We start from the raw sequence: 23,783 nt of genomic DNA on the forward strand, positions 1-23,783 counted from the left end.
GATTAGTTCTTACAATAACAGGTGGAGCTATAGCTTTCATTACAGGAAAAAGTAGTAAAACAATAAGAAAAGAAAAATAAAGTATAAATAAGGTTTATCTTATAAATTAAAAAAAGTCTACTAATCATTTTTAAATTAGTAGACTTTTTTATTTAATTAAGTTGTATATTTTTTACTTTAGAGTCTAGGAAAATTTATTTCAACTTATTTAAATTAATATTAAAAATCTTATAAAATTAAAATAAGAATATTTTTTATTGAAATAAATAATAATATTCGTTAAAATACGAATATAGAGGTTGATTTAACAGATAAAATTAACAAAAATAATCATTTATTTATTTTTAGGAGTGATTTTAAAATGCAAATGAAGAAAGAAATTAGTATTAAAAAAGTAAAAAAGGATGCAGAAGATTTATATAGAGGAGGATTTTTCTGTTCAGAAGCAGTTGTAAGCAGTATAAGAAGTAACTTTGAACTTGATATACCTGAAATTGTTATTGCAATGGCATCAGGTTTCCCAGTTGGAATAGGTAGATCGAAGTGTTTATGTGGAGCAGTATCTGGAGGGGTAATGTCATTAGGTTTATTTTTTGGAAGAACCTCTCAAAATGACCCTAAGGTTGAAAAAAATTTAGAAGTAGCAAAGGAATTACATGATTATTTTAAGGCTAACAATGGGAAAAACTCTTTATGTTGTCGTATATTAACAAAAGAATTTGATATGGGGCAAGGTGAACATAAAGAACAGTGCATTAATTACACTGGATTAGTAGCAGAAAAGGTTGCAGAAATAATAATTAGAGAATTTCGTTTGACAAATATTGATGAATAAATTTAAAAAATTTAAGCAAAATACAGGGTTTTAAGTGCTTTTGATAATTTTATTAAAATTATTTTATAAAAATTAATTTATGAAAAGTTAGAATTAATAACTCTTTGGGAAACGAGGATTATATTTCCAAAAAATCAATAACAAGTTTCGACACACTATTTTTAAAAAGTTATGTATAATAATTTTTGTAAAGCGGTAAGGTTCATTTTTAAGCAGGGGGAATAAGTTATGAGTACAAAGGATAAATTTATTGAATTAGCAGAGGAAGCTATAGAAATAATAAAAGAAGTAATTAACGATACAAAAGAAGAAAATCAATTAGTTGATGTAAATTATGTTGATTGTGGACGTGCTATAAGTTTCACATTAAAAAACAACAAAACTGTAGAATACAGTTTAAGCGAATTAGGGTACATTTTCAAAGATGATTTAGAAGGTTTTGAGATTTTTTCAATAAAGAGGTTTAGAGAGAGTTATATTAAACTTAACAACATTCAATCACAAACAGAAGCTTTATAGTTTAAGGGGTAAAACTAGTGTGACGTATACTATGGTAAAAGCACTTTTTTAGATTGAAGTATTAAAAGTTTAAATTTTAATAATATAATTTTAAGGGTTAGTACATGAATTAAATGTTAGGAGAGCTAGAGCATTTAATTCAGAAAGGGATGTACTAGCCTTTTTTATTTTTTTAAAATAAATTTATGCTATACTATGTCAGTGTAATAAAATTTTAAAAATAAGGAGAGCATATATGTATTTAATAGATTATCATATTCATTCAAACAATTCTTTTGATAGTAAGGAAACTATAATGTCAGTTTGTGAAGCTGCCATAGAAAAGGGAATAAATGAAATTTGCTTTACTGAACATTTTTCAGTTAAGAAAGGATTAAAAAGTCATGGATTTTTAAACTTAAAAAAATATAGTGATGAAATAAGAGAATGTAGGGAAATTTTTAAAGATAAGCTTATAATAAGAGCAGGGATTGAAATTTGTGAACCCCATGAAAATAAAGAAGAGTTAAAAGTGGTGCTTGAAAATATACCTTTTGATTTTATTTTAGGCTCAGTACATAATTTTGATTATAATGTTAGTCTTATAGCATACATGAATGGTAATTCAAAGGAGGAAAGCTATAAAAGATATTTTAAAGAAGTAAATAAGGTTTGTACTTCTCCTCATATTGATGTTATAGCTCATTTGGATTTGATGAAAAGATATGCTTTTAACCTGCATGGAAATTATGATTTTAATGATTATAAGGAAGAGATAGAGGAGGTTCTTAAAAATATAATTAATGCTAAAAAAGGAATTGAGGTTAATACCTCAACTTTAAGAAGTATGGTAAATGAAACTATGCCATCAATTGATATATTAAAAATGTATTATGATTTAGGTGGAGAAATAATAACTGTAGGTTCTGACTCACATAAAGCAGAAGATGTTGGGGCAGGTATTAAAGAAAGTATTGAGGTATTAAAGGCTATTGGATTTAAACATGTATATAGATTTGAAGGTAGACAAGCAATTCCAGTGGAAATTTAATATTAAAGAAGATTTTATATAAGTAGTAATTAATTATATTTACTGTATTTGGAAGAAAGGGTAAGTTAAATAATGAATTTACTCTTTTTTAGCTTGTTATCAAATTAATTTGCCTTAAACGGAATTTGAGAAAATTGATTAAGAGGAATACAATTTAATTAATCAATCACTTAATTAAATTGAGGTGTGTTTATGAATGAAGAAGTTAAAGTTTTTAAAGCCTTAGGTGATGAAACAAGGTTAAAGATACTTGTTTTATTATCTAATAAAAATGTATGTGCAAAGGGAATTGCAAAAAATTTAGAGATTTCAGAAGCCTGTGTATCACAACATATAAAAATTCTTAAAGAAGCAAGTCTTATAACTGCATATAAAGAAGGATATTACGTTATGTATGAGTTAAATAAAGAGGTTTTAGAAAGAACTAAAGGCTTTGTTAATCTTCTTATTCATGAAGATATAGATTCACTAAATAATAAATATAATTTTAAAATTGGTGATTTCAATATAGTTAAGTGTAAATCAATAAAATGCTGTTGCAGAAAAAAGTTTAAGGAGGAATTATAAATGAAAGTATGTTTTCCAGTTAAATCAAATGAAGGTTTAAGTAGTGTGCCTTATAATCACTTTGGTAGTGCTCCAGAGTTTGTTATTTGTGATTTAGAATATAATGATGTTAAATCTATAGGAAATGGAGATTTAGGACATGAACATGGAAAATGCCAACCTATTAAAGCTTTATCTGGTGAAGTTGTTGATGCTGTTGTAGTTGGTGGAATTGGCAAAGGTGCTATAGTTAAATTAAATTCTATGGGAATAAAGGTTTATCAAGCTACAAGTGGAACTATAGAAGAAAATATTAATTCATTAAAAAATGGTGAGCTTAAAGAATTTGATGCAAATCATACATGTAACCACGATGGTTGCTCACATCACCATCACTAAATTATATAATTAAATAGAAAAAATATTAAATAAGAAATAAAAATTAATAGATAAAACGATAAATAAAAACTTAGTTAAATTAAGGTTTGTGGTCTTAAAATGCTAATGCTGCATTATTCTAATAAAAGTGAATGGGATTTTAAAAAAGAACAAGTTGATAAGATTGCTATTATAAAAATGGAAGTTACAAATTGGTCTTGTAAAGAACATTAAATTTGTGTAACGAAAAAATAAAAAAATAATTTATAAGGGCTAAATATTCAAAGTGGATATTTAGCTTTTTAGTTTAAGAATAAAAAAATATAGGCTATAATATAAACATAGAAAGTTGGTGTTTATTTGGAAAAGGAGAAAGTGAAATTAGATGAAGTATTGAAATTTTTATTTTCAACATCCAATAAAGTGCTAGTAAAACTATTAAATGGAATATTTGATGAAAAGTTCGATGTAGATGAAGTTGAATTAACTGTAAGCAATAATGAGTTTGTTGAAGATGATTTAGGAATATTAAGAGGAGATATGTTTTTTGATATTCTAAATAAAAATCATAACAAGGCAAGTTATCATATAGAATTTCAAACAAAGAATGATAACACAATGGTTATAAGAATGTTTGAATATGGCTTTAAAAAAGGAAAAGAACAATTAAAAAATTCAAAGAAGTTTAAAGAAGAAATAAAAACAATATATTTTCCAAAGCAAAAAGTAATATTTTTTGAAGAAAACAAAAGCATTAAAAATCAATTAAAGTTAAAAATAATATTTCCAGATGAACAAGAAATAATTTATACAGTAGATGTAATAAAATATTGGGAATATACAGATAAAGAGCTTAAAGAAAAGAAGATGTATCCCCTAATGCCCCTGCAACTATTTAATTTAAGAAAAGAATTAGAAAAAGCTCATAATAAAAATGACTTAAAGAAGATAAAAGAATTATCTAAAAAAGCTAAAAATCTTGCAGAAAAGTTAGCAAAAGAATCAGCAAAGCTATTTGAAGAAGATGAAATATTAGGTGAAGATTTTCATAAAATGCTATTAGCAATACAAAACCTAATAGAATACTTAAATAGAAATTATATGAAAGATGAAAATATAGAAAATGAGGTGAATAAAATGACAAAAACATTATATGATCCTGAAGTTGAAAAAAGAGGAATAGAAAAGGGAATAAAACAAGGAATAAAGCAGGGAAGAGAACAAGGGATAAAAAGTGCCATAGAAAAAATGTTGTTAAAGGGAATGAAGGAAGCAGATGTTGCTAATATACTAGATACTGATATATCTTTAGTTAAAGAAATTCTAAAGAAAATAAATTAAAGACTTAAGTAAAAATAATTTAAAAGAAATAGAAAATAATTTTAAATTATTGGTAAAAATTATGGGAAAATTATTTAATTAAGGGAGCTAAAATTATATTGAAAATTTTTAATTCAATATTTTATAGCTCCTTTTAATTTTATTAATATAGTCCATATTGGAATAAGTTTTTTTATTTTCCCTTTATTTACTATATTTTTGATAATTAATTAACTTTATAAGGTTGAAGTAATAAATATTTATATAAAAAGTTGATTTTAATTTAGGAATAAAAAGAACGTACTTTCACTTTATAAAAAAATATAGTAAAATAAAAAATATTAAAAATATAAGGATGGAAACAAATGAAGGGAAAAGAACATATGATTGTTGGAACTACAGCAACAGCAACTATGGGAATTGGATTTTTAATTACCAAAACCTTTGATAGTGCTTTATATTTAGTTCCTTTAATTATTGGTGGATTTATTGGTTCCTATATGCCAGATATTGATTCACATAACTCTAAAGCAAGACAGGTTTTTAATAAAATATTAACCTTTATAATAATAGCAATTGTTGTAGGATATATGTTAGGAGTTGCCTTAAATATAAAAGATGTATTAAAATTTTTAGATAATAATTTTAAAAATTGTTTTGCAACAATTATGTTTTGTGTAACAACTATATTAGGAAAATTATCTCCTCATAGAATGTTTACTCATAAATGGCTTGGAACTTTAATGTTTTGTGGAAGTGTTTATTTAACAGGAAATATATATTTAACATTAGGTTTTTCAATGGGATATATGTTGCATATTGTTTGTGATAGATTTTCTCCACGAGGAAAAAATTTAAGATTCTTTGAATTTAAATTGCCATGTAAAAACTCTAAAAATAAAACAACAGTTTCATGGTAAAATTTTTTAATTATTTATAAAAATTTTTTAAAAAATAATATGGTAAATGTTTACAAATAGAAATTTAGGGTGTATAATATATTTATAGTAGTTGAAGGAAAGAAATTTAAGACTGCTAAATATAAAGTTTTTATAACATAAAAGCTAAAGGGGTGGTGCTTCTAAATGTCGTTATTAGATGATGTTCAGTTCTTGAACAAATATGATAGAGAGGAGGCGTGCATTAAGCTTAAAAATAAGCTGTCAATTGATGTTAAAGTTAAAGTGCATAAATGTTTTAAAAAAGGAGATGATCTAGCTATCTAATACATTTGTAAAGGAGGATAGAATTTTCTTTAATTAAAAAAATAAATTTTTAAACATTTTAATTTTAAAAGTAATTTAATAAAATAATTTAATAATGTATATAAAAAGGAGCTAGCTTTTTAGCTCCTTTTAATTTTTATATTTTATAGCTAATTTACTGATGTTCTACTTTATGACTTATTTAATAAAAAAATAAACTAAAACATAAAAAATGTACAAATTTTACTAATAATAACCATGGTATTTGCAAATACTATGGTTATTATATTTTAGAGGTGAAGATATGTTTAAATGGAGAGATTTTTACTTAATGAAAGTATATGATTCTAAAAATAAGTATATTGGTGTTATTGAAGACATTTCTATAGATTTAAATAAAGGAATTATAGAAGGGTTTGAAATTTCACCAGCTTCTATAATGAAAAAGCATACCTTTGTCCTTAGTGATTCAATTATATCTATAGATAATACAATGAAAATAAAAGAAGTTTCAAAAAGCAAAGGAATTAAATTTAAAAATATTAAATTTATAGATATATTAAATGAAAACAATACACTAATTGGTGTGCTTGAAGATTTAATAATAGATAAAGAAAGCTTTAGTATAAAAGGGCTTATTATTAGTTCAGGAATTTTCGATAAGATGTTTAAAGGAAAAGAAATAATAACACTAAAAAATTGTAAATTTTATGATGATTATATTTTATATAATGGAAATGAGCGTATTAAACTTAAAACATTACCTCATAATTTAGGGAGATTAAAGGATGTTAGCAAAGCATAAAAAATTAATTTGTAAATCAATAATAGCAATGGCTTTAATAATACTTAGTATTTTTATATATTTATATTTTACTCCAATAAGAGATGTTATTAATTTATTAGTAATTTCATTTATAATAGCATATACATTAAAGCCTCTAAGAAATTATTTTAGTGAAAAGCTAAATATATCGGCAAAAAAAAGTTCACTTTTAATTATATTTTTACTTTTATTATCCTTTGTAGGACTTTTATATAGCATAGTTCCTTCAATAATAAAAGAAAGTGGAAACTTTGGAATTATGTTAGATAGCATAGAAGAATATATTTTAAATCTTGCAGTTAAGTTTAAATTAGATAGGTTGCCAATTTTTGAAACTATATATATGCAAATTGGTGAAAAAATAAATATGATTTTAAGCAGTGCATCAACAAATTTAATAGATAATATGATTTTACTTGGTGAAAATATAGTTGCACTTGCAGTTGTACCTATTACAATTTATTATTTATTAGCTGATGGAGATTTAATTTACAAAAAACTATTATTAATTTTTCCAACTGATAAAAGAATTTTAATAAAAAATATAAATAATAATATAGATAAAATTTTAAGTAGATATATATTAAGTCAGCTCTTACTCTCCTTAATAATTGGAGCATTATCCTTTGTTTTATTATTAGTACTTAGAATAAAGTTTCCATTAGTTTTATCAATAATAAATGCTATAGCAAATATAATTCCATACTTTGGGGCAATTATTGGAGGTGTTCCTATAATTTTTATGGCACTTACAGGTTCTGTTACAAAGGGAATATTAGCAGCTATAGGAGTATTTTTAATTCAACAAGTAGAGGGAAACTTTTTAGCTCCAAAAATAACAGGGGATAGCACAAATATGCATCCTATAATAATTATTATTTTGCTTATATTAGGTGAGAAAATAGGTGGAGTAATAGGTATGGTTTTAATTGTTCCAATTGCTGTAATTATTAAAGTTGTATATGATGATATAGATTATTATTTATTTTAAAATGAGCTTTTATAGTTTATTGACATAAGCATTTAAATGAAATATAATTTTCTCATAAATACATAAAATAAAGCAATGAAGAGAATGAGTAAATATGATATAAATATTAAGAGAGGAAGTGGCTGGTGAAAACTTCTTATTTAACATATTGAAGCTATCTTGGAGCTTTTTTAACTTAAGTGATGTATATTTTTATATACATAATTAGGGTGGTACCGCGGAAATTATAAGTTTTCGTCCCTTTTCTTTAGGGATGGAGACTTTTTTTATTTGGTTAAATTCTAAAGTATAAAAAGTTTAATTACAATTAAGAAAAGAGATGGAGGTAAAAAACATGAAATTCATGGGAGCAAATGAATTAAGAGAAAGTTTTATTAACTTTTTTGAATCTAAAGAGCATTTAAGAATGGAAAGTTTTCCATTAGTGCCTAAAAACGATAATAGTTTATTATTAATAAATGCAGGTATGGCACCCCTTAAGCCATACTTTACAGGAATACAAAAGCCACCAAAGACTAGAGTTACAACTTGCCAAAAGTGTATTAGAACTGGTGATATAGAAAACGTAGGAAAAACTTCAAGACATGGTACTTTCTTTGAGATGTTAGGTAACTTCTCGTTTGGAGATTACTTTAAAGGTGATGTTATTCCATGGGCTTGGGAATATGTAACAAGGGTTTTAAAATTACCTAAAGAAAAATTATATGTAACAATTTATTTAGAAGATGATGAAGCTTATGAAATTTGGACTAGTAAAACAGATATAGACCCAAAGAGAATATTTAGATTAGGAAAAGATGATAACTTCTGGGAAGTTGGAACTGTAGGACCATGTGGACCATGTACAGAAATTCATTTTGATAGAGGGATAGATGTAGAACCTGTTACAAACGTAGAGGATTTTGTAGCTGCTTCTGATGCAGATAGAATAGTTGAGTTTTGGAACTTAGTATTTATTCAATTTGACAAACAAGAAGATGGAAGCTATGCACCACTTAAAAATAAAAATATAGATACTGGTATGGGGCTTGAAAGAATTGCAACTATAATGCAAGGTGTTGATAACATATTTGAAATTGATACAGTAAAGAATATAGTAAATAAAGTATCTTCACTTTCAGGTGTAGAATATGGAAAAGATGCAAATAGCGATATATCATTAAGAATAGTAACAGACCATGTTAAAGCTGTAACTATGCTTATATCTGATGGTGTTCAACCAAGCAATGAAGGTAGAGGATATGTTTTAAGAAGACTTTTAAGAAGAGCTGCAAGACATGGAAGACTTCTTGGAATTAAAGGATTATTCTTAAAAGATGTTGTAGATGCTGTTGTTGAAAACTATGGTGGAAACTATAAAATATTAGTTGAAAACAAAGATTATATAACTAAAATAATCACTTTAGAAGAAGAAAGATTTAATGAAACTATTGATGCTGGAATGAACATCTTAAATGGATATATTAAAGAATTAGAAGAATCTAACTCTAAAGTTTTATCTGGGGAAAAAGCATTTAAGTTATATGATACTTATGGATTCCCATTAGAGTTAACAGAAGAAATCTTAGAAGAAAAGAATATGACTGTTGACAGCGAAGAGTTCAAAAAGGAAATGGAAGCTCAAAGAGAAAGAGCAAGAAGTGCAAGAGGGGAAACTTCTTACATGGGAGCAGATGAAAGCCCAATAAACAAAGTAAAAGCTGATATTGAAACTGAATTTGTTGGATATACTTCTGTAGAAGGAGTTGGAAAGGTTGTAGTTCTTGCAACTGATGAAGAGTTTGTTTCAGAATTAAAAGAAGGAAGCAAAGGATATATATTAACTGATAAGACTCCTTTCTATGCTGAAATGGGTGGTCAAATTGGTGACACTGGTATGATTACTGGAAAAACTGGAACAGCTTATGTATATAACACTAAGAAAAATGTTGGTGGAAAGACTGTTCATTATGTTGAAGTTAAAAATGGAAGCATAAAAAATGGTGAAGAAGTTACTTTAACTGTAGATAGATCAAGAAGAGCTAATGTTTGTAAGAATCATACAGCAACTCATATGTTACAATCTGCATTAAAAGAAGTTATTGGTAGCCACGTTCATCAAGCAGGTTCTTTTGTTGATAATGAAAGATTAAGATTTGACTTTACTCATTTCCAAGCTATGACTTTAGAAGAAATACAAAAGGTTGAAGATTTAGTTAACGATAAGATAATGGAAGTTTCTTTAGTAGAAACTAAGCTTATGACAATAGAAGAAGCAAGAGAATCAGGAGCAACAGCGTTATTTGATGAAAAATATGGAGATAAAGTAAGAGTTGTAGCTGCTGGAGAATTCTCAAAAGAACTTTGCGGTGGTACTCATGTATCTAATGTTGGAGAAATTGGATTATTTAAAATAGTTTCTGAAACAGGTGTAGCTGCTGGTATTAGAAGAATAGAAGCTTTAACAGGAAGAGCTGCTATAAAATACATGGAAGAAAAGCAAAGATTATTAAGAGAAGCTTGCATGGCACTTAAATGTACTGAAAAAGATGTTTTAAAGAAAATATCAACTCAAGGTACAGAACTTAAAGAAAAAGATAAAGAAATTGCAGAACTTAAATCAAAGCTTACAAGTGGAGCTTTAGATGATATATTAGCTTCAGCTAAGGATATAAATGGAGTTAAAGCAATTTGTTATAGCCTAGAAGGTGTAGATGGAAATGCTTTAAGAGATTTAGCAGATAAGATAAGAAGTAAGATGGGCTCAGGAGTTGTAGTATTAGTAAGTAATCTAGGAGACAAAGTTAATTTAGTTACTATGGCAACTAAGGATGTATTAGATAAAGGAATACATTCAGGTAAAATAATTAAAGAAGTAGCTACTGTTGTTGGCGGCGGCGGTGGTGGAAGACCAGATATGGCTCAAGCTGGTGGAAAGAAACCAGAAAATATAAATAAGGCTATAGAAGTTGCATTCCAAACAATAGAAAATTTAGTAAAATAGTTTTTTAAATAGTATACAATTATATTATTTTAGGTTATAATATAAATAATAAAGTCGTATAAATCAAAGGATTAAAAATAAATAAAAAACTTTCGTAAGGGGGTGAAGTTGCTAAGTAGGCAACGAACGGTATGGATAATAATCTTGACAGAACAATGCAATTTGACTTAAGCATTAACAAAGAGGATTTAACTAAATCAATTCTAAACGATGTGTATATAGCATTGAAGGAAAAGGGATATAACCCAATAAATCAGTTGGTAGGTTATCTAATTTCAGGTGATCCTTCTTACATTACTAGTTATAACGGAGCAAGAGCTTTACTTAGAAAACTTGAAAGAGATGAAATACTTGAAGAGGTAATAAAATCTTATCTAGAAATAAAATAAAAGGTGCCCGTTAATCGGGCATCTTTTGTTTATTAAAAATTATTTTTATTCTCGATTTAATTAAACAAAGGAGAAACTTTATGAGAATATTAGGACTTGATATGGGATCAAAAACTATAGGTGTTGCTTTAAGTGATCCATTAGGGTGGACTGCCCAAGGAATTACAACAATAAGACGTACTAAAAAGGAACAAGACTTAGAAGAATTGCATAAAATATGCAATGAATATGGAGTAGAAACTGTAGTTGTTGGACTTCCTAAAAATATGAATGGAACTATTGGAGAGTCTGGAGAAAAGGCTTTAGAGTTTGCAGAGCTATTAAAAGAAAAAACAGGACTTGAAATAGAAATGTGGGATGAAAGATTAACAACAGTAGCAGCACATAGAGCAATGTTAGAAGCTGACCTTTCAAGAAATAAAAGAAAAAAAATAGTAGATAAAATAGCTGCAACATACATATTGCAGGGCTATCTTGACAAATTAAGATTAAGTAACAATAAATAATTCAAAAGAAAAGGAGACTAAAAAATAATGGAAAAAGATTTAAAAACAATACAATTATTTGATGAAGAAGGAAATGAGATAAATTTAAACGTAATAGCATTCTTTGATATGGTAAATCCTGAAACAGAAGAAAAGAGCGAATATGTTATAGTTCAAGAACAAGGATATGAAGACGAAAATCCTTTTGCTTTAAAGGTAGTAAAAGATGAAAATGATGAAGATATATTTGAATTAATTGAAAATGAAATAGAGTTAGCAGCTATAGAAGAAGCATATAACACTATTTTTATGGATGAAGAATAATAAAGAAATGAGGTGTTAAGTATATGAGTACAGTTAATATAGATATTGAATCATTAAAAGAAAACTTAAAACAAAAAGGATATAAGTTAACGCCTCAAAGAAGAGCTATAGTAGATGTAATCATTGAAAAAGAGGGAGAACACTTAACCGCAGAAGAAATTTATGATGAAGTTAAGAAGATATGTCCTGATATAGGTTTAGCAACAGTATATAGAACTGTATTATTATTAGAAGAAGTTGGTGTTATTTTTAAATTAGATTTAAATGATGGATGTAGCAGATATGAACTTGTTCATAGTGAAGAGGAGCATAGACATCATCATTTAGTATGTAATGAGTGTAAATCAGTATTTGAGGTTCAAGATGACCTTTTAGATGAACTTGAAGAAAGCATTGAAAATACATATGGATTTAAAATTTTAGACCATAGCGTAAAGTTCTTTGGAATCTGTGCTAACTGCGTAAAAAAACAAAAAGGTGAATAAAAGGATATTAGTAGTATGTATATACTTTAAAATACATAATGGAAGAGAGAAGGAGGGGACATATGAAGAATGAAAAAGCAAAGGTTAAGATTATTCCTTTAGGTGGAGTAAATGAAATAGGAAAAAACTTAACAGCAATAGAATACAAAAATGATATAGTTGTAATAGACTGTGGGCTTAAATTTCCAGATGAAGATATGTTCGGAATAGATTTAGTTATACCTGATATAACCTACCTTATGAAAAACAAAGAAAAAGTATCTGGAATATTCTTAACTCATGGTCATGAGGATCACATTGGAGCATTACCATATGTTTTAAAACAATTAAATGTTCCTGTATATGGAACAAAATTAACATTAGGAATAGTAGAAACTAAATTAAAAGAACATGGATTACTAAGTTCAACAGAGCTTATAAGAGTAAAACCAAGAGATGTAATTAGATTAAAGTCAGTATCAGTAGAGTTTATAAAAACTAATCACTCAATTGCTGATTCTGTAGCAATTGCAATACACACACCACTGGGCGTTGTACTTCATACAGGAGACTTTAAAGTTGATTATACACCAATTGATGGTGAAACCATGGATTTTGCAAGATTTGCAGAGCTTGGGAAAAAGGGAGTTCTTGCTATGATGGCAGACTCTACAAATGTTGAAAAAACTGGATATACAAATTCTGAAAAAATAGTTGGAGAAAGCTTAATTAGAATATTTGGAAAAACTAAGGGCAGAATAATTATTGCAACATTTGCTTCAAATATCCATAGAATCCAACAAATAATTGATGCTGCTTCTGTATATGGAAGAAAGGTTGCAGTATCAGGAAGAAGTATGGAAAATATAATGAATGTAGCTATGGAGCTTGGTTATATTGAAGTTGACAAAGATACTTTAGTATCTATTGACCACATTAATAAATATAATAATGACCAAATAGTTATAATAACTACAGGAAGTCAAGGTGAGCCAATGTCTGCATTATCAAGAATGGCATCATCTGAGCATAGAAAAGTAAATATTGTTGAAGGAGATACAATAATTATTTCTGCAACACCTATTCCGGGAAATGAAAAGCTTGTATCAAAAGTTATTAATCAATTATTTAAAAAAGGTGCAGAAGTTATATATGGTTCTAGAGAAAACATTCACGTTTCAGGTCATGCTTGCCAAGAAGAATTAAAACTTATGCAAACTTTAATTAAACCAAAGAACTTTATTCCAGTTCACGGTGAATATAGACATTTAAAACAACATGGAGAACTTGCTATAAAATTAGGGCTTGATCCTAAAAATGTAGTTATTCCTGAAGTTGGAGATGTAATAGAAATTACTAGAAGTAGCATTAAGAAAAATGGAAGTGTTATTTCAGGTCAAATATTTGTTGATGGACTTGGCGTTGGAGATGTTGGAAATATAGTATTAAGAGATAGAAAACATTTATCTCAAGATGGTATATTAACAGTAGTTGTAACTTTATCAAAAGAAAACAAAACTATAGTAGCAGGCCCAGATATTATTTCAAGAGGATTTGTATATGTAAGAGAATCTGAAGGATTAATGGATGAAGCAAAAGAAATTGTTAGAAGTACTCTGCTTGATTGTGAAGAAAAGAAAATTACTGATTGGGCAACATTAAAATCAAATGTAAGAGACGATCTTAGAGCTTATCTTTATGAAAAAACTAAGAGAAAACCAATGATACTACCAATTATTATGGAAATATAAGTATTAGTTGACAAGTATCAAAGATAATAGTAGAATAATTTAGAGATTTGGAAATTGGATACGAGTGTATCCAATTTTCTTTTTGGGTAAAATAATAATAGGTTTACAAGATTAAAAATTTAAATTTTAAACTTATTAATTTTTTAACTTTAAAGGTTAATGGAGGAAATTAAATGGAATTAATAACTAGAGATGATATTAGAAATATAGCAATAATAGCCCACGTTGACCATGGTAAGACAACCTTAGTTGATGCCATGTTTAAAGAAAGTCACGTGTTTAGATCAAATGAAAAAATGGACGAAAGAATAATGGACTCTAACGATTTAGAAAAAGAAAGAGGAATCACAATTCTTTCAAAAAATACTGCCGTTATGTATGATGGAATAAAAATAAACATAGTTGATACACCGGGACATGCTGACTTCGGTGGAGAAGTTGAACGTGTACTTAAAATGGTTGACTCAGTTTTACTTGTTGTTGATTCTTATGAAGGGCCAATGCCACAAACAAAATTCGTTTTAAAGAAAGCTTTAGAGTTAAAATTAAAACCAATTGTTGTTATAAATAAAATAGATAAACCAAATGCTAGACCAGAAGAAGTTATAGATGAAGTATTTGACTTATTCTTAGAATTAGGAGCTGATGATGAGCAATTAGATTTTCCAATCATATACGCTTCTGCTAGAGAAGGTTTTGCAAGATATAATTTTGAAGATACAAATTCAGGAATGGAACCATTATTTAGAACAATAATAAATCACGTTGAACCACCAAAGGGATACATAGATGAACCTTTCCAAATGTTAGTTACAACTTTAGATAGTAATGCTTTCGTTGGTAAAATTGCTATTGGTAAAGTACATAGAGGTAAAGTTAAGAAAAATCAAAGCGTTGCTTTAGTTAGACAAGATGGAAGTAAAGCAAACTATAAAATAACAGCTGTATTTGGATATAACGGATTAAAGAGAGAAGAAGTTGAAGAAGCTGGACTTGGAGACATTATAGCAGTAAGTGGTATCATGGATGCTAATATTGGAGAAACTATAGCTGATTCTTCTGCTCCAGAAGCATTACCATTCGTTGAAATTGATGAACCAACACTTAACATGAACTTCATGGTTAATGATTCACCATTTGCAGGTAAAGAAGGTGAATTTGTTACTTCAAGACATTTAAGAGATAGATTAATGAAGGAATTAGAAACTAACGTAAGTTTAAGAGTTAAAGAAATAACTCCAGATTGCTTTGAAGTATCAGGAAGAGGGGAACTTCACTTATCAGTTCTTATAGAAACAATGAGAAGAGAAGGTTTTGAATTACAAGTCTCTAAACCAAATGTTATCTTCAAAGAAGAAAATGGTAAAAAATTAGAACCAATGGAATACTTAACTATAGACGTACCAGAAGAATTCATGGGTGCTGTTATGGAAAAAATGGGACCAAGAAAAGCTGAAATGGTTAATATGACTTCAGCAGTTAATGGATATACTAGATTAGAATTCGTAATTCCTGCAAGAGGTCTTATAGGATTTAGAAATGAATTCATGACAGATACAAAGGGTAATGGTATAATGAACCACGTATTTGAAGGCTATGCTCCATACAAAGGAGAAATTGAATCAAGAAGCAGAGGTTCAATAGTATCATTTGAACAAGGTGAAGCTATTGCTTATGGTTTATTTAATGCTCAAGAAAGAGGTAGATTATTCATAACTCCAGGTACACCAGTATACCAAGGTATGGTTGTTGGAGAATGTTCTAGAGCTGAAGATTTAGATATAAATGTTTGTAAGGGTAAAAAATTAACTAATACAAGAGCTTCAGGTTCTGATGATGCTGTTAAATTAGTTCCAGTTACTACTTTAACATTAGAACAATCAATTGAATTTATCGGAAATGATGAATTAGTTGAAGTTACTCCAGAAAGCATTAGAATAAGAAAGAGATACTTAGATGCTGCTGAAAGAAAGAGAATGATAAGCAGAAGCAAAAAATAATTATTTAAATTCTTTATAACTTTATATAAAAGTATTATAATAGTGAATAGCTAATAGATTTTTAGCTATTCACTTTTAAATACAGGGGGTATTTATGAAAAAAGATATTAAAAATACCAAAAGGTCTTTTAGAAGAAAAAGATTTAATAAATTTAAAAGGAATATGATTATTTTATTGTTAATTACTTTAATAGCTTTAGCTTCTATTTATATATCAACTATTAAAAGACCCCTTAAAATTTCAGATTCAGAAGTTGTAACAGTAAAAGAAGGCGATAGTTTTTATAATATTGTAAATAGATTATCTAGTGAAAATAAAATTAAAAGTCCATTTATAATAAAAATTTATTCAAAGTTAACATCCCTTGACTTAGAAGTTATTCCAGGAACTCATACTTTAGATAAGAAGATGAGTGTAAAGGATATAGCGAGAACTTTAAAAGATAGTAATGATGAAAATAAAATAGTTTTAACTATTCCAGAAGGGTTTAATATAGAAGATATTGCAACTAGAGTAGAAGAAAAAGGAATTTGCACAAAAGATGAGTTTTTAAATGCAGTAAAAAGTTATCCACTACCATCTTATGTAAAAAACAATCCAGATAAAAGATTTAATTTAGAAGGATTTTTATTTCCAGATACATATAATTTTGAAATTGGTGTTAAGCCAGAGTACATAATAAAAACAATGATAAAGAGATTTGAAGAAGTGTTTAGTAAAATAACACAAGGGCTTAACATAAAAGAAGAAGATGTTGAAAATATAATTAATGTAGCCTCTATTATAGAAAAAGAAGCAAGGGTAGACGAAGATAGACCATTAATAGCTTCCGTAATTTATAATAGATTAAAACAAGATATGCCTTTGCAAATTGATGCAACGGTTATTTATGCGCATGGGTATTATATAGAAAGTGTAAGAAATAGACATTTAGCAATTGAATCAAAGTATAATACATATTTGCATAAAGGACTACCAGTAGGGCCAATATGTAACCCAGGTTCTCCATCTATAAAAGCTGCATTAAATCCAGCAAGTACAAATTATTTATTTTATCTATTAGCATCAGATAGTGAACATTATTTTACTGATAATTATGATGACTTTTTAAAAAAGAGAGAAAAATTAGGATATTAACATATACGGAGGTTTAGTATGAGCAAAATTACCTACGATTATATGGAAGGATATATAAGAGGATTAATACCAGAAAGTGAAGGAAGACTAAGAGAATTAGAAGTTTTTGCAACTGAAAATGGTGTACCTATAGCTCAAAAAGAAACAATAAAATTCCTAGAATTTATGGTTAGTATGAAAAAGCCATTAAGAATATTAGAACTTGGTACTGCAATTGGTTATTCTGCAATAATAATGCATGATGCAGCAAAAACAAATCCTCATATAACTACCATAGAACGAAGCGAAGAAATGATAACATATGCAAAAGAAAATATAAAATCTTTTGGACTTGAAGATAAAATAATTATTGAAGAAGGCGATTGCCTTGAAATATTAGAAAAACTAAAAGAACCCTATGATTTAATCTTTATGGATGCAGGTAAGGGACATTATAATCATTTTCTGCCGCATTGTTTAAGACTTTTAAAAGAAGATGGAATAATAATTGCTGATAATGTTTTATTTAGAGGCATGGTGGCAAGTGATGAATTAGTTAAAAGAAGAAAAATAACTATAGTCAAAAGAATGAGAACTTACTTAGATTTAGTATCACAAGATAAGAGCTTAATAACATCAGTAATTCCTATGGGAGATGGAATTGCTATTACAAAAAGGAGGTAATTTAAGATGAGAAGACCTGAAATATTAGCACCAGCTGGTAATTTAGAAAAGCTAAAAATAGCTATAGATTATGGTGCAGATGCAGTATACATAGGTGGAGGTAAGTTAAATCTTAGAGCCTTTTCAAATAATTTTTCAAACGAAGAAATGATTGAAGGAATTAAGTATTGCCATGATAGAGGAAGAAAGCTTTATGTAACATTAAATGTTTTTGCAAGAAATCATGATTTACCTTCAGCAGGAGAATATATTAAAGGACTTTATGATATAGGAGTAGATGCAGTAATAGTTGCAGACCCATCATTAATTGCAATTTGCAAGGAAGTTGCACCAAATTTAGAAATACATTTAAGTACTCAAGCAAATACTGTTAACTGGATGGCAACTAAATTCTGGCATGATTTAGGAGTTAAGAGAATAGTTTTAGCTAGAGAATTAACCTTTAAAGAAATAAATGAAATAACTGAAAATATTCCAAAGGGTTGCGATATAGAAGCGTTTATTCATGGTTCTATGTGTGTTGCATATTCAGGAAGATGTTTAATATCAAACTACATGATTAAAAGAGATGCCAATAAAGGTATTTGTGGTAATGTATGCAGATATAAATATCATTTAGTTGAAGAAACTAGACCAGGAGAATATTATCCAGTTATTGAAGATGATAACGGAACATATATAATGAACTCAAAGGATTTATGTATGATTCACTATATTCCTGAACTTGTTAAAAGTGGAATTTACTCTTTCAAGATTGAAGGAAGAATGAAGAGTGAATTTTATGTAGCTTCTGTTGTTAAGGCTTATAGAGAAGCATTAGATAGCTATTTAGAAAATCCAAGCAATTATAAATTTAAAGATGAGTGGATGGATATGCTTAGAAAAGTAAGTCATAGACCATATCATACTGGTTTCTATTTAGGAGTAAATGGAGAGCAAAATTATGATGATGCAGGGTATGTTAGAGACTATGAAATTGTAGGTATGGTAAAATCTTATGACCCTGAAACTAAAACTGCAACAGTTCTTCAAAAAAATAGAGTATTTGAGGGTGAAGAAGTTGAAATTTTAAGACCAGATGTACCATATTTTAAAATTAAACTTGAAGATATGTACGATTTAGATAAAGATAGAAAAACAGATGTTGCAAATAGAGCACATATGATGTTTACAATTAAGGTTGATACACCATTAAAAGTTAATGATATGCTTGTAAAAGCAAACAATGTTATTAATATTAATAACAACTAAGGAGGTCTATAACAAATGAAAAAACCTATTTTAATAGGAATTACTGGAGGAACAGGTTCTGGTAAAAGTACAATAGCTGATGCTTTATACTCTAACTTTTCAAAAGATTGTATAGCAATGATACAACAAGATATGTATTATAAAGATCAAAGTCATTTATCTATGGAAGAAAGAGTAAAAACTAACTATGACCATCCTATGGCTTTTGATAATGATTTATTAGTTGAACATTTAAAACAATTAATAAATGGAGAAGCTATAGAAAAGCCAAGTTATGATTTTACTGTTCATAATAGAGCTAAAGAAACTACAACTGTAGAATCAAGAGATATAATTTTAGTTGAAGGTATCTTAATATTAGAAGATGAAAGAATAAGAGATCTTTTAGATATAAAAGTTTATGTAGATACTGATGCTGATATAAGAATCTTAAGAAGATTAGTAAGAGATATAAATGAAAGAGGCAGAACTGTTGAATCAGTAGTTGACCAATATTTAAGCATTGTTAGACCCATGCATCTTCAATTTACAGAGCCATCAAAAAAATATGCAGATATAATTGTTCCAGAAGGTGGACATAACTATGTTGCAATAGACTTATTAATGGCAAAAATAAGAGATATACTTAAGTAATTTGAATAAAACACCTCATTTTAGTCGAGAATTTAACTAAAGGAGGTGTTTTTTTGTATAGCTATAAAATTGATAATAAAAAATCACTAATTGTTTGTATAGCATTTTTTAGTGTTTTTATTGCTTTAACTATAAGATTATATGTATTAATGATATATCCAACAACTTCTGTTCAAGGTGAACTTGAAAACCATCAAGTTGAATATACTAGTGATAGCAATTATAAGTTATTTGATACAAATGGAAATAATCTTATAAATTATAAAAATAAATATATTATGGTTATTGATACAAAACCTTTTAAATTAAATAATTATGAAGAAACATTAAAAGATTTATTAGCTTTAAACTTTATAATGAAGTCAGAAAATAAAGATTTTAATTTTACTGATATAATGAATCAAAGTGGTAAACTTTACTATACTATAACTCAAGAAACTTTTGAAAAAATAAATAACTTAAATGATATAAAAGGAATATACACTTATGTTTATAATGAACTAGACTTAAAAGAAAGATGGAGTGTAGAAAATATTATTGCATCTATAGATAAAGAAAATGTAAGCGAGGATTCTTTTGATAGTAATATTGTAAACATAATTAAAGATAATAAAAGACCAACAATAGGTTTTCATTTAGATGAAAAATCTATATATAGAAGTAATGACACAAACTATGGAGAAAATAATAAAAATATAAGACTTACTATTAATGGAGATTGGTCAAATGAAATAAGAGAGGTTTTAAATAGTGATGCTTATAGCACTTTAGATAATGTAGGGGTAGTTTTATTAGAACCTGATACAGGTAAAGTAAGGTCTATGGTACAAAAGGACGAATCAGAAGCAAATATTAATTTAGGTATAGGACAATTAGGGTTTGAGCCGGGTTCTATATTTAAAATTATAACAGAGGCTATTGCTTTAAATGAAGGTTTAATTAATATGAATGATAAGCTTTATTGTAGTGGTGCTATTTGTAGTAATGGTGGTAAATCACATGCTCATGGAAGCCTTACAATAAATGAAGCTTTTGAAGTTTCATGTAATGATATATTTGCAAAGCTTGGTCAATCTATAGGCTATGAAAAGATGTTAAAATATACTACTAACTTAGGCTTATACAATAAAGTTTTAGGTTTAAGTGGAGAAAATAGAGAAGAAGCTATAGGAGTGATGGCAAAGCCTAGTGATGGTATTAATAATTTTGCAATAGGTCAATGTATAACAGTAACACCGCTTCAAATTGCAGGAGCTATTAATGCAGTAGTAAATGATGGTATATATGTTAAACCATATTTTATAGAAGCATTAGTTGATGAGGATAATAATGTTATAGAAAGTACTCAAAATGAAGGAAACAGAATATTTACTTCAACTACATCAAAGTTAGTTAAAAATAGTATGAGTAATGTTATTGGAAAAGGAACTGGTATTGCAGCTAAAATAGAAGGAATAACTCAAGGAGGGAAAACAGGTACAGCTACAGGAGAAGGTGGAGGAACTACCCATGGTTGGTTTGCTGGATATTTTGAACTAGATAATAAATTATATACATTAGTAGTTGTAGCACCAAATATAAATGGTGTAGATGCAAATGGAAATGAATTAGGTGGGGGAAATACAGCAGCACCTATTTATAGAGATATAATTAAGGCATTAATGAAATAATATAAAATATTAAAAATGAAATTAAAATCGACAAAACAATATTATAAATAAAGTTAAAATTTATGAAATAATAATACAAATACATTATAAGAAAAGTTAAATTTAATATTTTGATTATACTTAGGTAATATATAAGAAGTAAGATTAAAAATTAATCTTACTTCTTAATATATACTTTTTTAAAAAATATTAATATTATGACAAGTTAATAAATAGTAAGATAATAGTTAATAGATTTTTTATATTTATATGTTTAAAATCTTGTCAAGAAAATTAATTTAAATTCTTTAAGCAATATTTCAAAAAACTATCATATTATATAATAAGCACTACTAGGAGGAAGCTTAGTGATAGTTATTGGTAATATATTGGAATTATTGTGCAGTAATGTATTTTTAACTGGGTATATTTCTGGTAATAATACCTTTCCACAGCCTTTAGATGAAAAAGAAGAACAAAAATATTTGGAGCTTTTAAAAGCTGGTGATAAAAAGGCTAAAGGCATACTAATAGAAAGAAACCTTAGATTAGTTGCACACATTGTAAAAAAGTATCAAATACCTAATAAAGATATAGATGAACTTATATCTATTGGTACAGTAGGATTAATTAAGGCTATAGATTCATTTGATGCATCAAAAGGTACAAGATTAGCTACATATGCATCTAGATGCATTGAAAATGAAATTTTGATGTTATTTAGAAGTAGTAAAAAGCAAAAAGGGGAAACTTTTCTTCATGATCCAATTGGAGTTGATAAAGAGGGAAATGAAATAAGCTTAATAGACGTATTAAGCAGTGACAAGGATTCTGTTATTGATAAGGTTGAAACTAACATACAAATTAAGGCTTTATACTCTAAAATAAATACTTCTTTAAATGAAAGAGAAGGAGAAATTATTAAAATGAGATATGGTTTAATTGATGGAAAATGCAAAACACAAAGAGAAATTGCAAGTTTGCTTGGTATATCAAGGTCTTATGTTTCTAGAATAGAAAAAAAAGCATTAAAAAAACTTAAAAAAGAATTAACCTTTAAATAAAAACTAAAATTTTAAAAAAGTTGAATTACTGGGCTTATTTTACTAAAATATAAATATACTTATAGATAAAGTAAGCGGGGAGATAAAATGTATTTATTAAAAGAAATATTAAAAAAGACTATAGAAATAAATGGTTCTGATTTACACTTAACTGTTGGACTTCCACCAACTATAAGATGTAATGAAAGGCTTATTCAAGTTGGAGAAGATAAGTTATTACCTAAGGATATGGAGGAGTTTTCTAAAGAAATTTTGGAAGAAAAATATGAAGAGTATTTAAAAGTTGGTGAATTTGATACTTCTTATTCTATTCAAGGGGTAGGAAGATTTAGAGTAAATATTTTTAAGCAAAGAAATAGTGATGCTATAGCAATAAGAGTTATTACACTTAAGGTTCCTACATTAGATAAATTAAATTATCCATCAGTACTTAAAGAAATTGTTAATAAAAAAAGAGGGCTTATATTAGTAACAGGACCAACTGGAAGCGGAAAAAGTACGACTTTAGCTGCTATGATAAATGAAATTAATAATACTAGACAAGCTCATATAATTACATTAGAAGATCCTATTGAATATTTGCATAAGCATAACAAGTGTATAATAAATCAAAGGGAAATTGGAAAAGATAGTCAAAGTTATAAAAATGCATTGAAGGCAGTTTTAAGAGAAGATCCAGATGTCATTTTAATTGGGGAGATGAGAGATTTAGAGACGATTTCTATAGCAATTACAGCTGCAGAAACTGGACATTTAGTTTTATCAACATTACACACAATCGGAGCAACAAAGACAATTGATAGAATAATAGATGTATTTCCGCCACATCAACAACAACAAATAAAAGTTCAATTATCCTCAGTATTACAAGCAGTTATATCTCAACAATTATTACCGAACATATATGAAGATGGAAGAGTAGGTGCCCTTGAAATTATGGTTACAACACCAGGTATTCAAAATTTAATTAGAGAAGGAAAGACATATCAAATTGAATCTGCTATTCAAACTGGTAGTAAATATGGAATGAGGACTATGGATATGTCAATTGCTGAATTATATAAAAAAGGTGTTATTTCAAAGGATACAGCAATGAGTTATGCAGTAGATAGAGAAATATTAAAAAGAATGATGATTTTATAAAAATAAAGGAGTGTAAGAAAGATACACTCCTTTATTTTGGAAAAATTTAAATAATTGTTAAAAAATAGAAGGTTTTTTTAGTGTACGTTGAATAGTATTTATGATAGAATTAAAATATAATATATTAATAATATTATTAATTAAATTTAAGCGTAAGCTAACTTAAGTTAAATTGGAAAATTTAGATACTTGTTTT

At 27.5% G+C, this 23,783-nt stretch carries 23 protein-coding genes and 1 other annotated feature; all 23 genes read left to right on the top strand.

Annotation, left to right across the window (positions count from 1 at the left end; genetic code table 11):
* Window positions 1–361: 361 nt before the first annotated feature.
* Window positions 362–835 carry a C-GCAxxG-C-C family protein gene (locus tag QZ321_RS00005; protein WP_291739978.1) on the top strand — a complete coding sequence of 158 codons (474 nt, stop codon included), beginning with the start codon at window positions 362–364 and terminating at the stop codon, window positions 833–835.
* A gap of 228 nt (window positions 836–1,063) precedes the next feature.
* Window positions 1,064–1,354 (top strand): hypothetical protein, encoded by a 291-nt coding sequence (locus QZ321_RS00010; RefSeq protein WP_291739980.1) that lies wholly within the window; start codon window positions 1,064–1,066, stop codon window positions 1,352–1,354.
* A 235-nt stretch (window positions 1,355–1,589) separates the two neighbouring features.
* Window positions 1,590–2,384 (top strand): histidinol-phosphatase HisJ family protein, encoded by a 795-nt coding sequence (locus QZ321_RS00015; protein ID WP_291750388.1) that lies wholly within the window; start codon window positions 1,590–1,592, stop codon window positions 2,382–2,384.
* Window positions 2,385–2,576: 192 nt separating this feature from the next.
* Window positions 2,577–2,951 carry a metalloregulator ArsR/SmtB family transcription factor gene (locus QZ321_RS00020; RefSeq protein ID WP_291739984.1) on the top strand — a complete coding sequence of 125 codons (375 nt, stop codon included), beginning with the start codon at window positions 2,577–2,579 and terminating at the stop codon, window positions 2,949–2,951.
* A complete protein-coding gene (locus QZ321_RS00025; RefSeq protein WP_291750389.1) occupies window positions 2,952–3,329 on the top strand; it encodes a NifB/NifX family molybdenum-iron cluster-binding protein in 378 nt (125 codons plus the stop codon).
* Between the two features lie 339 nt (window positions 3,330–3,668).
* Window positions 3,669–4,649 (top strand): hypothetical protein, encoded by a 981-nt coding sequence (locus QZ321_RS00030; RefSeq protein WP_294195878.1) that lies wholly within the window; start codon window positions 3,669–3,671, stop codon window positions 4,647–4,649.
* A gap of 344 nt (window positions 4,650–4,993) precedes the next feature.
* Entirely contained in the window at window positions 4,994–5,548 is a 555-nt protein-coding gene (locus QZ321_RS00035; RefSeq protein ID WP_291748116.1) for a metal-dependent hydrolase, read from the top strand.
* Between the two features lie 589 nt (window positions 5,549–6,137).
* The gene (locus QZ321_RS00040) at window positions 6,138–6,638 is read left to right on the top strand and encodes a PRC-barrel domain-containing protein (RefSeq protein WP_291748108.1); all 501 of its coding nucleotides are present in this window, start codon (window positions 6,138–6,140) and stop codon (window positions 6,636–6,638) included.
* The gene (locus QZ321_RS00045; RefSeq protein ID WP_291748106.1) at window positions 6,622–7,650 is read left to right on the top strand and encodes an AI-2E family transporter; all 1,029 of its coding nucleotides are present in this window, start codon (window positions 6,622–6,624) and stop codon (window positions 7,648–7,650) included. Before QZ321_RS00040 ends, QZ321_RS00045 begins: the two co-directional genes overlap by 17 nt.
* 66 nt (window positions 7,651–7,716) lie before the next feature.
* Window positions 7,717–7,895: a binding site (T-box leader), on the top strand.
* An 89-nt stretch (window positions 7,896–7,984) separates the two neighbouring features.
* Complete coding sequence (gene alaS / locus QZ321_RS00050; RefSeq protein WP_291748103.1) at window positions 7,985–10,633, top strand: alanine--tRNA ligase; 2,649 nt, start codon at window positions 7,985–7,987, stop codon at window positions 10,631–10,633.
* Between the two features lie 131 nt (window positions 10,634–10,764).
* Window positions 10,765–11,022: an IreB family regulatory phosphoprotein gene (locus QZ321_RS00055; protein WP_291743137.1), complete on the top strand. Its 258-nt coding sequence runs from the start codon at window positions 10,765–10,767 to the stop codon at window positions 11,020–11,022.
* Between the two features lie 80 nt (window positions 11,023–11,102).
* Window positions 11,103–11,528 (top strand): Holliday junction resolvase RuvX, encoded by a 426-nt coding sequence (gene ruvX / locus QZ321_RS00060; RefSeq protein WP_291743139.1) that lies wholly within the window; start codon window positions 11,103–11,105, stop codon window positions 11,526–11,528.
* A gap of 27 nt (window positions 11,529–11,555) precedes the next feature.
* Entirely contained in the window at window positions 11,556–11,831 is a 276-nt protein-coding gene (locus QZ321_RS00065; RefSeq protein ID WP_291743142.1) for a DUF1292 domain-containing protein, read from the top strand.
* A gap of 23 nt (window positions 11,832–11,854) precedes the next feature.
* Window positions 11,855–12,316, top strand: a complete 462-nt coding sequence (locus QZ321_RS00070) for a Fur family transcriptional regulator (protein ID WP_291743144.1) — start codon at window positions 11,855–11,857, stop codon at window positions 12,314–12,316.
* Window positions 12,317–12,378: 62 nt separating this feature from the next.
* On the top strand, window positions 12,379–14,046 hold the full coding sequence (locus QZ321_RS00075) for a ribonuclease J (protein WP_291743146.1): 1,668 nt from the start codon (window positions 12,379–12,381) through the stop codon (window positions 14,044–14,046).
* A 173-nt stretch (window positions 14,047–14,219) separates the two neighbouring features.
* A complete protein-coding gene (gene typA, locus QZ321_RS00080) occupies window positions 14,220–16,046 on the top strand; it encodes a translational GTPase TypA (RefSeq protein WP_291743149.1) in 1,827 nt (608 codons plus the stop codon).
* Between the two features lie 94 nt (window positions 16,047–16,140).
* Entirely contained in the window at window positions 16,141–17,184 is a 1,044-nt protein-coding gene (gene mltG / locus QZ321_RS00085) for an endolytic transglycosylase MltG (protein WP_291748099.1), read from the top strand.
* An 18-nt stretch (window positions 17,185–17,202) separates the two neighbouring features.
* Window positions 17,203–17,847 carry an O-methyltransferase gene (locus QZ321_RS00090; protein WP_291748095.1) on the top strand — a complete coding sequence of 215 codons (645 nt, stop codon included), beginning with the start codon at window positions 17,203–17,205 and terminating at the stop codon, window positions 17,845–17,847.
* 6 nt (window positions 17,848–17,853) lie between these two features.
* Entirely contained in the window at window positions 17,854–19,098 is a 1,245-nt protein-coding gene (locus QZ321_RS00095) for a U32 family peptidase (RefSeq protein ID WP_291748092.1), read from the top strand.
* A gap of 15 nt (window positions 19,099–19,113) precedes the next feature.
* A complete protein-coding gene (udk, locus tag QZ321_RS00100; RefSeq protein WP_291741393.1) occupies window positions 19,114–19,731 on the top strand; it encodes a uridine kinase in 618 nt (205 codons plus the stop codon).
* Between the two features lie 53 nt (window positions 19,732–19,784).
* Window positions 19,785–21,401, top strand: coding sequence for a penicillin-binding transpeptidase domain-containing protein (locus tag QZ321_RS00105; protein WP_291741395.1), 1,617 nt, complete (start codon window positions 19,785–19,787; stop codon window positions 21,399–21,401).
* Window positions 21,402–21,748: 347 nt separating this feature from the next.
* Window positions 21,749–22,444, top strand: a complete 696-nt coding sequence (gene sigK / locus QZ321_RS00110) for an RNA polymerase sporulation sigma factor SigK (RefSeq protein ID WP_291741398.1) — start codon at window positions 21,749–21,751, stop codon at window positions 22,442–22,444.
* Between the two features lie 87 nt (window positions 22,445–22,531).
* Window positions 22,532–23,587, top strand: a complete 1,056-nt coding sequence (locus tag QZ321_RS00115) for a type IV pilus twitching motility protein PilT (RefSeq protein ID WP_291741402.1) — start codon at window positions 22,532–22,534, stop codon at window positions 23,585–23,587.
* The last annotated feature ends 196 nt before the right edge of the window (window positions 23,588–23,783 follow it).

It is taken from the genome of uncultured Clostridium sp. (genome assembly GCF_910588715.1).
Classification (GTDB): Bacteria; Bacillota; Clostridia; order Clostridiales; family Clostridiaceae; genus Clostridium.